Below are 14162 nucleotides of genomic sequence, written 5' to 3' on the forward strand. Positions count from 1 at the left end.
ACGCGGTACCGGGCGGCCAGCCGGCGGCAGCGCTCGACCGCGCGGTCGACGACCTCCTCGGCGTAGCGCAACCGATCGGCGGCGTAGGCCTGTTCGAGGCTCTCCCGCTCCGCCGCCGGCAGCCACGGGAACTGCGCGGCGAACGCGCGGGCGTCCCGCTCGGCCGCCGCGACCTCCGCCTCCCAGGCCAGGAAACCCTCGATGCGGGCGAAGTCCGCCCGGGAGTTCACCCGGGGGCGGGCGCCGGCGGGCCTGCCCCGGCGAGGGGTCCGCACTCTCGGCGGACGCTGTCTGCCACCCATGACCGCTCCGAACGTTGTAAGGCGGCCCGCCGGAGAAGCCTGCGGGGGACGGGCTCCTGACGGGGATCGCTCCGCGACCAGGCAACTACTATCAGCGACGAACAGCAGGTGGCGGGCGGCTCGCCACAACCCGCGCGATTCTTGCCGGACGGTGGAGCCCGCGACGAAGGGCCGGCCGGTCCACGGGAACGGACCTCCGGGTGACACGGACGGGCCCGCCCCCGGTACGCCCGGGGGCGGGCCCGTTCCCGCCGTGCGCGGGGCGGCCGGGGAGCCGTCCGACGCGTGGGGGACAATGGACGGCATGTCCCGACGTCGTTCCGCTCCCCGCGCCGCCGCGCCGCGGCTGCTGCCCTCCTCCCCCTGCCCGTGCGGCCTCTCCGCCGGCTACGGCGACTGCTGCGGCCGGCTGCACCGGGGCCAGTCGACGGCCACCACCGCCGAGTCCCTGATGCGCTCCCGGTTCAGCGCCTTCGCCGCGCAGGACGAGGCGTACCTGCTGCGCACCTGGCACCCGGACACCCGGCCCGCGGAGGTCGACTTCGACCCGGGGCTGCGCTGGACCGCGCTGGAGGTGGTCGCCACCACCGAGGGCGGCGCGTTCCACGCGCAGGGCACGGTCGCCTTCCGGGCCCACTGGACCGAGGGCGGCGAGGAGGGCGTGCTCACCGAGAACAGCCGCTTCGTGCGACACGAGGGCGCCTGGGTGTACCTCGACGCCCTCTCGCTCGGCTGAGCCGCCCGGCCCCGAGCCGCTGCCCCACCCCCGAGCCACCCGGCCCGCGGCCGCCGGGTGGCCGCGGGCCGGGTGGCCCCGGCCGACAGGTGCTACAGGTAGTCGTCCAGCCGGGCCAGGGCGAAGCCCTGCGCGGTGACGTCGTTGACGACCTTGCGCAACAGGTCCGGCATGGAGGCCTTCCAGACGTCGGCGCCCCGGAAGTGGGTCAGGATGATGTCCCCCGGATGCAGCCGCTGGTCGTCGTAGCGCCATTCCATGTGGTCCGGGAAGGCCTCCTCGTTCCAGAGCGGCACCGCCTCCACCCCGCAGGAGGCCGCGGCGCGCAGGGTGTCGTCGTTGTACTCGCCGTACGGCGGCCGGAACAGCCGGGGGCGGACGCCGATCTGCTGCTCCAGCTGGTCCTGCTGGTTGCAGATCTCCTGGCGCTGGGTCTCGTAGTCCAGCACCTTCAGGTTGCGGTGGTTGATCGTGTGGTTGTTGATCTCCACGCCCTGGGCGTGCAGGTCCCGGAAGTAGCCGTAGTTCTCGCGGGCGAGGTAGTCGGAGACGTACGTGCTGAGCGGGATGCCCAACTCCTTGGCCATCCGGGAGAACTCGGGGTCCTTCTCGGCGCCGTCGTCGACGGTCAGGAAGACCACCTTGTCGTCGGTCGGGACCCGGTAGACGACGGGCGGGCGGCCGTCCGCGAGCGTGACGCCCTGCACCGGGGTGAGCGCGGGCCTGGTCGCCGGGCGCGGCGGGGCCTTCAGGGGCGGGCGTTCCAGGCCCCAGCGCTGCGCGGTCTCCACCGCGGCGCGGGCGGCGACCTCCTGACGGGCCGTGGCCTCGCTGCCGCTCTGTTCCTCCTTGCGGGCCAGGCCTGGCAGCTGCGGCCGCTCCACGGGCGGGGCGCCCGCGCGGGCGGGGCCCTCGGCGGCCTGTGCCGCTGCGGCACCTTCCGGAGCGGCGGCGGCTTCGGCGGCGGGCGCCGCGTTCGCGTCGGCGGCCGGGGCGGGATTCGGTCGGGCGGGAGCGGCCGGACCGGCGCAGCCGGTGAGGACGGCGGAGAGGCAGACGGTGGCCAGCAGGCCGGTCCGTACGCCGCTCCGGCGCTGCTGATTCCCCCTCAGACCCCCACTAATACGACAACCTGATGGTCTGTTCATAGCTGCACTGCTCCCCCGCCGCGCACCACCGCCAATCCCCACGTCACCCGCGCGGGGCAACGACGCACCGGAGCCTTGCCGTTCCTTTGCCCGGGCGGCGGCCGACCGGACGGACCGCCGGGGTGGAGCGGGGCGGTCGGGGTGGAGCGGGGCGGTTCGGGCCGGGCCGGGCCGGGCCGCCGGGAAAACCGATTGCGGGGGCGGCGCCATGAAGTGGATCATGCGCGCATGACCGACACCGCGCCCCGCAGCTCCGCCCCCTGGACCGTCGCCACCGCCGACGTGACCGCCCCCGAGGCCCTGGACCTGCTGCGCGAGTACTACTACGACGTGGCCAACCGCTACTACCGCCTGCACTTCGACCGGGAGGGCACCCCCGAGGAGCTGGAGTCCGGCCTGGCCGGCTCCCCCAGCGACGACCTCGCCGCCCCGGACGGCCTCTTCCTGATCGGCCGTCACGGCGGCGTCGCCCACTCCTGCGCAGGCCTGCGACGGCTCGACGCCACCACCGCCGAACTCACCCGCGTCTTCGTCCGCCCCGGCCTGCGCGGCACCGGCGGCGGCGCCGAGCTGCTGGCCGCCGTCGACCGGGCCGCCCGCTCCCTGGGTGCGGACCGGATCGTCCTCGACACCCGCCTCGACCTGACCGAGGCCCGCGCGCTCTACCTGCGCAACGGGTACCGGGAGATCCCCGCCTACAGCAGCGGCCCGTACGCCGAGGTCTGGTACGGGAAGGACCTCACCGCCCCTGCGCGGTAGGCGGGTTGGGCCCGCCTAACCGGCACTCGCCGGGGCGTTGGACGGCGGCCCGTCCGTCAGGGCGGCCGCGAGTTCGGCCGCCGAGGGCGGGTTGGCGCCCGGGCGGGCGACGGTCAGCGCGGCCGCCGTCACCCCGTGGGTGAGGCAGACCGCGAGGTCGGCTCCGGCCGTGCGGGCGTGCAGGAAGGCGGCCATGAAGGAGTCGCCGGCACCCACGGTGTCGGCGACCGGCACCGGGAGGGCCGCGGCCTCGACGTGACCTCCCTCTACGGTGCGGGCGAACGCGCCCTCGGCCCCGAGGGTGACCGCGACCACGGCCGGGCCGAGGCCCAGCCAGCGCTCGGCGACCGCCTCGGGCCGCTCGCCCGGGTAGAGCCAGGCGAGGTCCTCGTCGCTGGCCTTGACCAGGTCGCTCAGCGCCACCCAGCGCTCGACCCGGCGGACGGACTCGGCCCGGTCGCCCATCAGCGCCGGGCGCACGTTCGGGTCGTAGCTGATCCGCGCCCGCCCGCGCCAGCGCTCGACCAGCGCCAGCACCGAGCCCGCGCCGGGCTCGGTGACCGCGGCGATCGAGCCGAGGTGGATCGCGGCGGGCGGCTCGGCCAGTTCGGTCGGCGGGAGCGTCCAGCGGATGTCGAAGGTGTAGCGGGCCCGCCCCTGCCCGTCCAGCTCCACCACCGCCGAGGGCGTCCGGGCGACCACGGCCGCCCGCACCCGCACACCCGCCGATTCCAGGTGCCGCCGGATCAGCCGGCCGTTGGCGTCCGGCCCCAGCTCGGTGAGCAGCACCGCCGGGCGGCCCAGCCGGGCCAGGCCGTAGGCGACGTTCGCGGGACTGCCGCCGGGGTGCACCCGGTCCGGTTCCGCACCCGATCGGACGATGTCGGCCACGCACTCGCCGATCACCAGGACGGGTGAAGCTGGGCTGGTCACGGCGGCTCCTGGCATCCGGTACGCGGGCGTCGTCAGAGCCGCCAGCCTACGGGGTGCGGCCGGGCACACGGTGCCCGGGCAACAGAGTACGGCCGCCGGACCTGGCCAGGTTTTCCGACGGCCGTGGATCGTCCGTCAGGGGACGATGCACTCCTCACGGTAGACCGCGTGCGGCGGCCGCGCCATCACGCTGGGCCGTCCGGGGGACCACGGTGCGTCGTCGAAGCACATCGATCGCGCCCGGGCCGCCGCGGCGGTCCACTAGCATCCGTGGCCGGGCTCCCCCATTCCGGCGGCTCCCGCCCTCGCCCCCGCCCTCGCCCCCGCTCCCGCTCGTGAAGTCTCGTGAAGTGCGGTGATCACCCTTGTTCAGGCCCCGCGCCGGTCTCCTCCCCTCGCTCGTGCTCAGCGCGGTCGTGCTCTCCGCGAGCGTGCCGACGGCCCACGCCGCCGACGGGCCGGGCGATCCGGTCTTCCCCTCGCTCGGGAACAGCGGGTACCGGGCACTCGGGTACGACCTGGCCTTCGAGTACCGGGCCGGGACCAGGACGGTGGACGGCACGGCCGTGATCACCGTACGGCCGGACCGCGCCCTCGCCCGGCTGGAGCTGGACGCGCTCGGGCTGACCGTGCACGGCGTCCGGGTCGACGGACGGCCGGCGGACTTCGCGGCCCACGACGAGAAGCTGACGGTCACCCCGGCCGGGCCGTTCCTGCCGGGCGCCGTCACCCGGCTCACCGTCGAGTACAGCGCCGATCCCCGTGCCGCGCTGCCGCACACCGGCTGGGTCCCCACCCCGGACGGCTTCGCGGTGGCCGGCCAGCCCAACAGCGCGCACACCGTCTTCCCGTGCAACGACCACCCGGGCGACAAGGCCCGGTTCACCATCGCGGTGACCGCCCCGGACGCTCTCCTCGGCGTGGCCAACGGCGAGTTGACGGCCACCGAGCGGCTGGGCGACGGCCGCACCACCCGCCGGTACGCCCCCCGTGAGCCGATGGCCACCGAACTGGTCCAGGTCTCGGTCGGCGACTACACCGTGCGTGAGCGCACCGGCCCGCACGGCCTGCCCCTGCGCGACGTCGTGCCGACCGCCCGCGCCGCCGAGCTGGAGCCCGCGCTCGCCCTCACCCCCGGCCAGCTCGTGTGGGCGGAAGCCCACCTGGGGCGGTTCCCGTTCGAGGTGTACGGGATCCTGCCGGTCGACTCGGACGACCCGGCCGCGTTCGCCTTCACCGGTCTGGAGACCCAGACGCTCACCCTGTACAAGCCGGACTTCCTGCGACAGGCGGAGCCGGCGATCGGCTCGCACATGATGCACGAGCTGGTCCACTCCTGGTTCGGCAACAGCGTCTCCCCCGCCCGGTGGTCCGACCTCTGGCTCAACGAGGGCCACGCCGACTTCTACGGGCTGATGTACCGCTACGAGCGCGGGTGGCCGGACGCCTGGGGCCACACCACGCTGGTCGACCGGATGCGCCACGTCTACGGGCTGGGCGACCAGTGGCGGCACGACTCCGGGCCGGTCGCCTCCCCCACCGCCGCCGACCTCTTCGACAGCCAGCGGTACACCGGCGGCGCGCTGGTGCTGTTCGCGCTGCGGGAGAAGGTCGGGGCGGAGGCCTTCGGCCGGATCGAGCGCACCTTCCTGGGCACCCACCGGTACGGGAACGCGACCACCGAGGACTACGTGCGGACGGCCTCCGCGGTGTCCGGGCAGGACCTGCGCGGCTTCCTCCACGACTGGCTGTACGGGCTGCGGACGCCGCCGATGCCGGGGCATCCGGACTGGGTGGTGGGCGCGGTCGGCCCGGCGGGGGCGGTGCCGGCGGTTCCGGCCGCGCCGGGCGTTGCGGGGGTGGCGGTTCCCGGGCCCTCGGCCTGGGAGCGTGGGGCCGCAGGGGCGGGCGGGCCCGGGGTGGCGCGGGGCTCCGGAACGCTCTGACGGCGCGGCTGGGGCTGCTGGTGCACGCCCGGCGCGCCGCCGTGCGTCCGGTCGCACCGTACGCGCCCCTGACCGGCAGGGGCGGGTGGGGCCATGGTGGTTCCCACGGCCCGCCCGCCGCCCGGCAGAGTCCCGGTCGGTTCGCGGGCCGTCCAACGCTTCCGGACACCCCTGCCGCGGGCCCGCAACAGGTCCGGGCCGTAACCCTTCCGGCGCAGCGTCGTTGGACCGGCCATGAAGAAGCGCAGCATGCTCGCCGTTGCCTCGCTCGCCGTTGGTGTCGTGGCCTCCCTCACCGCGCCGAGTGCGCACGCCAGTGCCGTGGGCGGGCAGGAGGGACTGCCCGGGCCCCTGAGCAGCGCTCCGGACGTGGTGCCCGGGCAGGTCGGTGACGCGGGCGGCGTCCTCGGGGACGCCACCGGCTATGTGACCGGGTCGGCGAACGGCCTGGTGGCGGCCACGCCCGCGTAGTCCGGCGCCGGAGCCCACCGCCCCGGTCACAGTCACGGTCACGGTTCAGGACATCGGGGCTCCGAGGTCCTGGGTCCAGTAGGGGGTGCCGGCGGAGCTGGTGGCGAAGCCGACGCCGATGTCCTTGAATCCGCAGTCGAGCATGTTGGACTGGTGGATTCCGCCGTCCATCCAGCGGGCGAAGACAGCGGCCGCGGTGGTCGGGCCCCGGTCGAGGTTCTCGCCCCACTGGGACCAGCGGTAGCCGGCAGCTGTGATCCGGGCCTCGGTGCGGACGCCCTCCGGGTTGACGTGGTCGAAGAAGCCGCGGGTGGCCATGTCGTCCGCGTGCTTCTGGGCCGTGCCGTGCAACCGGGGGTCGATCCGCAGCGGAGCGCAACCCGCCCTGGCGCGTTCGGCGTTGACCAGATCCACCAGCTGGCGTTCCGGGTTGGGCTGCGGTGTCGCGGCGGCGGTGCGGGTCGCGGTGGGCGTCGCTGCGGGCGTCGCCGTCGCCGTCGGGCTCTCCGCGGACAGCGGGGTCGGCTCGGGGGCGACGGCAGCGGGTGCGGCGGCGGCCGTCGGGGTGTCCGGTGCCGCGGCCGGAGCGGTGGGCTCGGGTGCCGTCGGCTGCGGGGGTTCGGCCTGCGGCCAGACCAGGGCCAGGGTGGTCACCGCGACCGCCGCGGCCGCCCCGCTCGCCAGGACGGCCTTGCGGGCCGCGCTGCCGGCCCAGCCGCCGTGCCCTCCCGCATGCGCCCCGGCACCGGCGTGAGCCCCGGCCCCCGCTCCGGTGGAGGCTCCCGTTCCGGTGGCGGCCGCCGAGGAGACGACGGCGGCCGCGGTGTGCTGGAAGTGCAGCAGCACGGGCCAGTCGAGCGGGATCGGCACCAGGGCGAGGCCGGCCAGCAGTCCCTCCGCCGGGAAGAGGTCCCGGCCGAGGCCGTCGCAGTCGGCGCAGTCGCGGATGTGGCGGGCTATGCGCTTGCGCCAGACCGAGTTCGGGGTGCCGTCGAAGCCCGCGGTGAGCTCGGTCAGTCCGGGGCAGCGGGGGTAGGCACAGAGCGCGCGGACGACGATGCGGCCCGCTTCGAGCTGCTTCTTCATCCGCTGTACGCGCACGGCGGTGTGCTGCGGGCTCAGGTCGAGGGCGTCGGCGAGTTCGGCACGGGTCAGTTCGCCGGCGGCCTCCAGCCACCAGAGGGCGAGCAGCTCCCGGTCGTCCGGGTCCAGCCAGCGGGTGGCCTCGGCCACCTCGCGGCGCTGGCCGGACAGGCCGAGGCGCAGGATGGTGAGGTCCGTGAAGTCGGCCCGGGGATCGGCGACCTCCCAGGTCTCGTCCAGCCCGCCGACGGTCGGCTGCTGCTGGCCGGCGGCGTGCCGGCGGCGCACCTGGTTCATGGTGATGGCGACCAGCCAGGACCGGAAGGACTCCGGTTCGCGGAGCCCGTCCAGGCCGTCCAGGGCGCGGATCATGGTCTCCTGCGCGACGTCGTCCACGTCGGCGTGGCCGCCGAGGGCGCGGCCGGCCACGTTGTAGACGAGCGGCAGCCAGGCGGCGACCAGCGCCTCCTGGGCCTGCCGGTCACCTGCCTGCGCCGCCAGCACCAGGGTGGTTCCGGTCCTGTTCTGCACATCAGCGTTCATGGTCCGCACTCCGTCTTGCCGTGTATCCGTCCGCCGCTGCCTCCTCGGAGACCCGTGTGGAGTGATCAGATAACAACAATGTGCACGGAATCGGAAAATCGGTCCGGACTACTCGGCCCGAGCCGGAGCCCGGACCGGACCGGGCCAGGCCAGGCCGATTCACTCCGGGGACGCGAACACCTGGGTCCACCACGGACCGTTGGCGCCGGTCCGCACGCCCACGCCGAGCTGCTTGAACGAGCAGTTGAGGAGGTTGGCCCGGTGGCCGGGGCTGTTCATCCAGGACTTCATCACGTCGGCCGGGTCCTTCTGGCCGCGGGCGATGTTCTCGCCCCAGGTGCTCCAGCTGTAGCCGGCCGCCTCGATCCGGTGGTCGGCGTGGTAACCCTCGGGGCTGGCGTGGTCGAAGTAGTTGCGGTTGGCCATGTCGTCGCTGTGCGCCTGGGCGGCGCTCGTCAGCCGGGGCTCGGCGCTGACCGGCCCGCAGCCGGCCTTGCCGCGCTCGACGTTGACCAGGTCCACGACCTGCTGGGCGTACGACGGAGCCGCGCCGCCGCCCGCCGGCGGGGCCGCGGTGGGCCGCTTGGGCGGGAACGGGAAGCCGCCCGTGGCGGCCCGGGCGGCGTTCGAGGCCTCCTTGGGCGCGGAGGCCGTGGGGGTGGGCGCGGCGTTCGGGGCGGCGGTGGCCGCGGCCGCCGGGGAGGCCGGAGCGGTCGTGGTCGGCGTGAGCGAGGTGCTCGGAACGGCCGCCGGGTCGGTGGCGGTGGGGGTGGCCGGGGGAAGGACGTCCGGGTTCGTCCCGCCGGCGCCGGGCACCTGGATGCCCTCGCGCGTGCCCAGCTCCGCGGAGATCAGCATGTCGGCGGAGAGCGACCGGCCCGCCGTGTCCCGGTCGGTCTGCTTGCCGCCGTACGCCGCGTAGCCCGCGCCGGCCAGCGCGGCGAACAGCCCGGTACCGGCCACGGCCGCGACGACCGCGGTGACCGGCACGATCCCGCCGCGCCGACGCGCCCGCCGGCCGCGCCCGGTGTGCCGCTCGGCAGCCCGCCGTGCCGCCCGGCCGCCGGAGCGGCCGCCGGTTCCACTCCCGCTGTCGCTGCCGGCGCCGCCTCCGCTCGCCGGGAGGATGGTCGTCCTGTCGTCGCTGTTCACGTGGCCACGCTTTCTGTTCCGGGTCGACTGGTCGGGTGTCGACACATGGGAGACCTCCCGGCCGGGCGCCGATAACAGAAACTCCGAACGAATGTCCGGCGGTCGGGCCGCGGCATCAGCCGACCGGTGCCTCCGGGGCCATGTCGTAGGTGAGGAACCTGGTCCGGACGGCAACCTTGTCGTATTTTCCGCGGGCCCGGTAATTGTCCTCGGAGGTGATCCAGCGGACGGTGTTCCAGCCGCGTTCCGCCGCGATTTCCCGCAGCCGGCCCAACAGCGCGTCCACCGCGCCGCCGCCCCGGGCCTCGGGCGCCACGAACAGATCGTCCAGGAAGCAGCCGACGGCCCCGTGCAGAGGTCGCGCGAACGGCCGGTAGTGCGCGAGGCCGACCGGCCTACCGTCGCCGTCCCGCACCAGGAGCCCCGCCACCTCGTGCCCCGGGTCCATCAGCCAGGACCAGACCAGCTCGGCCTTCTCCTCCGGAACCGGGACCCGGTAGAACTCGCCGTACCCACGGAACAGTTCGCGCCAGGCCGCGAAGTCACCGGCCTCGGGCGCGCCGACGCTCCAGCGGGTCGTGGGGATGTCGCTCATCTCGGTCTCCATCACTCGGAAGGTGGTGCGGGCCCTCAGCATGACGCCCCGTCGCTCCGCCGCCGATCACCGGCCCGGCCAAGAGCACCCGCTCCCCGCGCCATCGCGGCGCCTTGCGGCGACGGGCGCTCAGTGCCGCGCGGGAGGGGCGGCGGGAGGGGCGGGGTCGTGACCCCCGGCCCGGAACAGCTCCTCCTTGCCCGGGAAGTGGAGGTAGCGGACGGCGCGGGACGCCGGCCGTGGTGCGGGGCCGGCGGCCGGGGCGGATGCTGAGGGGGGTGGAGGTGGTGCTGTGGCGGGGTTGCTGCGGCTGGCGTCGGTGTCGCGGGAGGTGGCGGCGGAGGCCGGACGGCGGGCGAAGACGGAGTTGTTGGCCGGTTGTCTGCGGGGCCTGGGGCCGGTGGAGGCGACGGCGGCGGTCGCCCTGCTGTCCGGGGAGTCGCAGCGGCTGCGGACCGGGGTCGGGCCCGCGGCGCTGCGGGGGCTGCCGGAGCCGGCGGCGCAGGCCTCGCTCGGGGTCCGGGAGGTGGAGCGGGAGCTGGAGCTGATCGCGGAGGTGCACGGGACGGGGGCACAGGCGGAGCGGCGGCGCTTGTTGCACGGGCTGTTCGCTCGGGCGACCGCCGTGGAGCAGGGGTTCCTGCGGGCGGTGCTGGTCGGGGACCTGCGGCAGGGGGCGCTGGACGCGGTGGTGGGGGACGCCGTGGCGCGGGCGGCCGGGGTACCGGCGGCGGCGGCGGTGCGGCGGGCGTTGATGTTCCGGGGGTCGGCCCGCGCGGTGGCGCAGGCGGCGCTGACCGATGGGCAGCCGGCGCTCGCGGCGTTCCGGCTGGAGGTGGGACGGGCGGTGCGGCCGATGCTGGCCGCCTCGGCGCCGGACGTGGCCACCGCACTGGAGCGCACCGGCCCGGCCGCGGTGGAGTGGAAGCTGGACGGCGTCCGGGTGCAGGTGCACCGGGAGGGCGGGGAGGTCGCGGTGTTCACCCGCGGCCTGGAGGACATCACCGCCCGCGTCCCCGAGGTGGCCGAGGCCGCGCTGGCGCTGCCGCTGCGCTCGGCGGTGCTGGACGGTGAGGCGATCGCGCTCGGCCCGGACGACCGGCCGCGCCCGTTCCAGGAGACCGCCGCACGCACCGCCTCCCGGCGGGAGCCGGACCGGCTGCGTGCCGAAGTCCCGCTCGACGCCTACTTCTTCGACCTGCTGCACCGGGACGGCGAAGACCTGGTGGACCGTCCCGGCCGGGAGCGCTGGGCGGCGCTGGCCGAGGCGGTGCCGGACGGCCTGCGGCCGGCCCGCGTCGAGACCTGGGACCGCGACCGGGCGCTGGCCTTCTTCCGGGAGACGCTGGCGCTCGGCCACGAGGGCGTGCTGGTGAAGGATCCGGCGGCCCCGTACGCGGCCGGGCGGCGCGGCGCGGGCTGGATCAAGGTCAAGCCCCGGCACACCCTGGACCTGGTGGTGCTGGCCGCCGAGTGGGGCAGCGGGCGGCGGCGCGGCTTCCTCAGCAACCTGCACCTGGGCGCCCGGGCGGCGGGCGAACCGGGGCTGGGCCGGTGGGTGATGCTCGGCAAGACCTTCAAGGGCCTGACCGACGAGACGCTCGCCCGGCAGACCGCCGAACTGCTGGCCCGGGAGACCGGGCGGGACGCCTGGACGGTGCGGGTCCGACCGGAACTGGTCGTCGAGATCGCCTTCGACGGGGTGCAGCGCAGCTCCCGCTATCCGGCCGGTCTCACCCTGCGGTTCGCCCGGGTGGTGCGTTACCGGCCGGACAAGAGCGCCGACGAGGCCGACACCGTCGCGACCGTACGGGAGATCGCCGCCGCCGAGGGGCTGTGAACCGCCGGCAAGGGCGGTGAGCCGTCGCCGAAGGGCCGGCGAAGGGCCACGTGCCGGGCCGGATCCGGGCCGGATCCGGGGCCGGTGGCTGCGGGACGCACACGTGTCACCACGGCGTCAATTCAAACCTGGTTCACCGCCCGGAGGCTCCGACGGGAGCCGAATCGGCCATTCTCGGTGATCCCGCCACCGCGCCCTCCGTGGGCGGAGCAACCCCGGTTAGGTTGGCAATGACAACGAGAGGCGGCCGCCGGGCAGCCGGCGGCGCACTGGTGAGAGGTGCCCGACCATGCGGGTGAATGTCGACCGGGACCGCTGCTGCAGCTCCGGGATGTGCGTCACGAACGTTCCCGAGGTCTTCGACCAGGACGACCACGACAGTCTGGTGAGACTCCGTCAGACCTCGTTCCGGCCGGACCAGTTCGACGATCTCAGACTGGCCGCCCAGCTCTGCCCGGGCGGCGCGATCACCGTGGTCGAGGACGGGCCCGCACAGGCCGAGTAGGCCGAGGCCGGGCCGTTCCGGACAGCGCGACGGCCCCCTGACCGACGTCCGGTCACCACACCACCCCCACCGGAGAACCATCGCGACGCAAGGAGACCCCGCCTTGACGAGCACGCCCATCGTCCCCGCCGTCCCGCTCCCGGCCCGGCACTCCGCCGGCTGCCCGTTCGGCCCGCCGCCCGCGTACACCGAGGCCGCCGCCGCCGCACCGCTGGCCCGCGCCGACCTGCCCGGCGGCGAGCCCTGCTGGCTGGCCACCGGCTACGCCGAGGTCCGCACCATCCTGTCCGACCGCCGGTTCAGCGCCGACATACGCCACCCGTCCTTCCCGCTGCTGATCACCGGCGACCGGGAGCAGATCTCCAAGACCCCGAGCTTCCTTAACCTCGACGACCCCGAGCACGCCCGGCTGCGCCGCATGGTCACCGGGGACTTCCTGGTCAAACGGGTCCAGGCGATGCGCCCGGACATCCAGCGGATCGTGGACGAGGCGCTGGACACCATGACCGGGGGCCGCACCGAGGCCGACCTGGTCGCCGACTTCGCGCTGCCCGTCCCCTCCCTGGTGATCTGCCTGCTGCTCGGAGTCCCGTACGAGGAGCACGAGTTCTTCCAGGGCATCAGCCAAACGCTGCTCAGCAACGCCAGCACGATCGAGCAGCGCCTGGCGGCCCGGGACGAGATGCTGGACTACCTGGAGCAACTGACCACCCGCAAGCGGACGGAGCCGCGGGACGACATCATCAGCCGGCTCGCCGCCCGGGACGACCTCACCCCGCGCGAGGTCGCCAGCACCGGCCTCCTGCTGCTGGTCGCTGGGCACGAGACGACCGCGAACATGATCTCGCTCTCCACCGCCCTGCTGCTGGACCGGCCCGAGCAGATCGCCAGGCTGGCCGACCCGGCGGCCCTGCCCGGCGCGGTGGAGGAGCTGCTGCGCCACCTCACCATCGTCCACACCGGGGTGGCCCGGGTGGCGCTGGAGGACGTGGAACTGGGCGGCACCACGGTCCGCGCCGGGGAGGGCGTGATCGCGATGCTCTCCACCGCCAACCGGGACGAGGAGGTGTTCGGCGGCGCCGACCGGCTGCCGGTCGACGAGCTGGACCTGGACCGGGACGCCCGGCGGCACCTGGCCTTCGGCTTCGGCGTGCACCAGTGCCTCGGCCAACCGCTCGCCCGCGCCGAGCTGCAGATCGCGCTGGCCACGCTGTTCCGGCGGCTGCCCGGGCTGCGGCTGACCGTCCCCCTCGACGAGCTGGCGTTCCGCACCGAATCGTTCATCTACGGCATGCGGTCACTGCCCGTCACCTGGTGACGACCGGGTGAGGTCGGGCGGGTGAGGTCCGGGTGAGGTCCACGGAGGCTCGTCGGGTCACCCGGCTGGCCCCGGCGCCGGGGCGGAGGCAGGCTGGAGGGGCGAAGAGACACCTCCGGTCCTGCCGCGCCCGCGACTTGGCGCGCCGGGACCGGCCGAGGAGACGGAGCCCGCGATGACCGACATGAGCGACCGGTCCAAGGTGAGCACCGAGGACGACGAGGACGTCCGCGCCGCGGACCCCGAGGAGGGCATCCCCTCGATGCAGAACCTGCACGCGCAGGACACCTCCAGGGCGGAGGGCGCCCCCATGCTGGACGAACCCGGCCAACCCGACTGAATCGTCCGCCGTACCGACTCGACCGCCCGGTGGGACCGGGCGGTCGCCGCGACCGCGGGTGCCGCTGCTCCGGCGGCGGGCCACCCGCGGGGGAGGATAGGCGCATGACCGAACACGACCAAGGCAACCGCCAGGCCCGGCCGTCCGCGGACCCGCGCACGTCGTGGGCGACCTGGACCACCCAATCGATCATCAGCGGCCCCGGTGGGGTGACCACCACCGAGGTCGGCCCCATCTCCGGCGACCTCACCGTGCACACCACCTGGGTGGACGGCGAGGCGAGGCTGACCGTCCAGTACACCGGCGCGCTGGACTGGTACACGGTCGCCGGCAGTCCGGTGCCGGCGGGCGACGAGAGCACCGCGCGGGCGATCCACCAGGCGATGGTGAACGGCGTCAAGGCCGGCCGGGGCGCGGGTGCCCCGGCTCCGCCGAAGCCCTAGGAACCTCCGCGACAGCTCCGGCGAGGAGCAGGACGGTGCGCCCGGGAC

The 14162-nt window shown here is 75.1% G+C and carries 15 protein-coding genes; 9 read left to right on the top strand and 6 right to left on the bottom strand.

What is annotated here, in order from left to right:
- On the bottom strand, positions 1-275 hold a 275-nt coding region (locus ACWGJO_RS38015), incomplete at its 3' end, for a hypothetical protein (RefSeq protein WP_452190216.1).
- 331 nt (positions 276-606) lie between these two features.
- Here ACWGJO_RS38015 and ACWGJO_RS38020 point away from each other — a divergent pair.
- On the top strand, positions 607-1038 hold the full coding sequence (locus ACWGJO_RS38020) for a YchJ family protein (protein WP_359908792.1): 432 nt from the start codon (positions 607-609) through the stop codon (positions 1036-1038).
- 92 nt (positions 1039-1130) lie between these two features.
- Here ACWGJO_RS38020 and ACWGJO_RS38025 read toward each other — a convergent pair whose 3' ends face one another.
- Positions 1131-2186 carry a polysaccharide deacetylase family protein gene (locus tag ACWGJO_RS38025; protein WP_452190217.1) on the bottom strand — a complete coding sequence of 352 codons (1056 nt, stop codon included), beginning with the start codon at positions 2184-2186 and terminating at the stop codon, positions 1131-1133.
- A gap of 228 nt (positions 2187-2414) precedes the next feature.
- Here ACWGJO_RS38025 and ACWGJO_RS38030 point away from each other — a divergent pair, with 228 nt between their 5' ends.
- Positions 2415-2945 carry a GNAT family N-acetyltransferase gene (locus ACWGJO_RS38030; protein ID WP_452190218.1) on the top strand — a complete coding sequence of 177 codons (531 nt, stop codon included), beginning with the start codon at positions 2415-2417 and terminating at the stop codon, positions 2943-2945.
- A 15-nt stretch (positions 2946-2960) separates the two neighbouring features.
- Here the strand turns inward: ACWGJO_RS38030 and ACWGJO_RS38035 are convergent, their stop codons facing one another.
- Complete coding sequence (locus ACWGJO_RS38035; protein WP_452190219.1) at positions 2961-3878, bottom strand: carbohydrate kinase family protein; 918 nt, start codon at positions 3876-3878, stop codon at positions 2961-2963.
- A 365-nt stretch (positions 3879-4243) separates the two neighbouring features.
- On the opposite strand from ACWGJO_RS38035, the gene ACWGJO_RS38040 reads away from it, so the two are divergent.
- Both ACWGJO_RS38040 and ACWGJO_RS38045 read left to right on the top strand, forming a co-directional pair.
- Entirely contained in the window at positions 4244-5824 is a 1581-nt protein-coding gene (locus ACWGJO_RS38040; protein ID WP_452190220.1) for a M1 family metallopeptidase, read from the top strand.
- A 234-nt stretch (positions 5825-6058) separates the two neighbouring features.
- Positions 6059-6295 (top strand): hypothetical protein, encoded by a 237-nt coding sequence (locus ACWGJO_RS38045; RefSeq protein WP_359908806.1) that lies wholly within the window; start codon positions 6059-6061, stop codon positions 6293-6295.
- 45 nt (positions 6296-6340) lie between these two features.
- On the opposite strand, the gene ACWGJO_RS38050 is transcribed toward ACWGJO_RS38045, so the two are convergent.
- The 3 genes from ACWGJO_RS38050 to ACWGJO_RS38060 form a co-directional block, all read right to left on the bottom strand.
- Positions 6341-7921 (bottom strand): sigma-70 family RNA polymerase sigma factor, encoded by a 1581-nt coding sequence (locus tag ACWGJO_RS38050; protein ID WP_452190221.1) that lies wholly within the window; start codon positions 7919-7921, stop codon positions 6341-6343.
- A 159-nt stretch (positions 7922-8080) separates the two neighbouring features.
- Positions 8081-9073, bottom strand: coding sequence for a CAP domain-containing protein (locus ACWGJO_RS38055; RefSeq protein ID WP_452190222.1), 993 nt, complete (start codon positions 9071-9073; stop codon positions 8081-8083).
- Positions 9074-9188: 115 nt separating this feature from the next.
- On the bottom strand, positions 9189-9668 hold the full coding sequence (locus tag ACWGJO_RS38060; protein WP_452190223.1) for an N-acetyltransferase family protein: 480 nt from the start codon (positions 9666-9668) through the stop codon (positions 9189-9191).
- 292 nt (positions 9669-9960) lie between these two features.
- Between ACWGJO_RS38060 and ACWGJO_RS38065 the strand changes: the two genes are divergently transcribed.
- The 5 genes from ACWGJO_RS38065 to ACWGJO_RS38085 all read left to right on the top strand — a co-directional run bounded on the left by ACWGJO_RS38065 (position 9961) and on the right by ACWGJO_RS38085 (position 14114).
- Positions 9961-11508, top strand: coding sequence for an ATP-dependent DNA ligase (locus ACWGJO_RS38065; RefSeq protein ID WP_452190224.1), 1548 nt, complete (start codon positions 9961-9963; stop codon positions 11506-11508).
- Positions 11509-11797: 289 nt separating this feature from the next.
- Positions 11798-12013, top strand: a complete 216-nt coding sequence (locus ACWGJO_RS38070; RefSeq protein ID WP_359908818.1) for a ferredoxin — start codon at positions 11798-11800, stop codon at positions 12011-12013.
- A 103-nt stretch (positions 12014-12116) separates the two neighbouring features.
- Positions 12117-13331, top strand: coding sequence for a cytochrome P450 (locus ACWGJO_RS38075; RefSeq protein WP_452190225.1), 1215 nt, complete (start codon positions 12117-12119; stop codon positions 13329-13331).
- A gap of 175 nt (positions 13332-13506) precedes the next feature.
- On the top strand, positions 13507-13671 hold the full coding sequence (locus ACWGJO_RS38080) for a hypothetical protein (RefSeq protein ID WP_359908824.1): 165 nt from the start codon (positions 13507-13509) through the stop codon (positions 13669-13671).
- A 104-nt stretch (positions 13672-13775) separates the two neighbouring features.
- Positions 13776-14114 (top strand): hypothetical protein, encoded by a 339-nt coding sequence (locus tag ACWGJO_RS38085; protein WP_452190226.1) that lies wholly within the window; start codon positions 13776-13778, stop codon positions 14112-14114.
- Positions 14115-14162: the final 48 nt, after the last annotated feature.

Source organism: Kitasatospora sp. NPDC054795 (assembly GCF_053611565.1).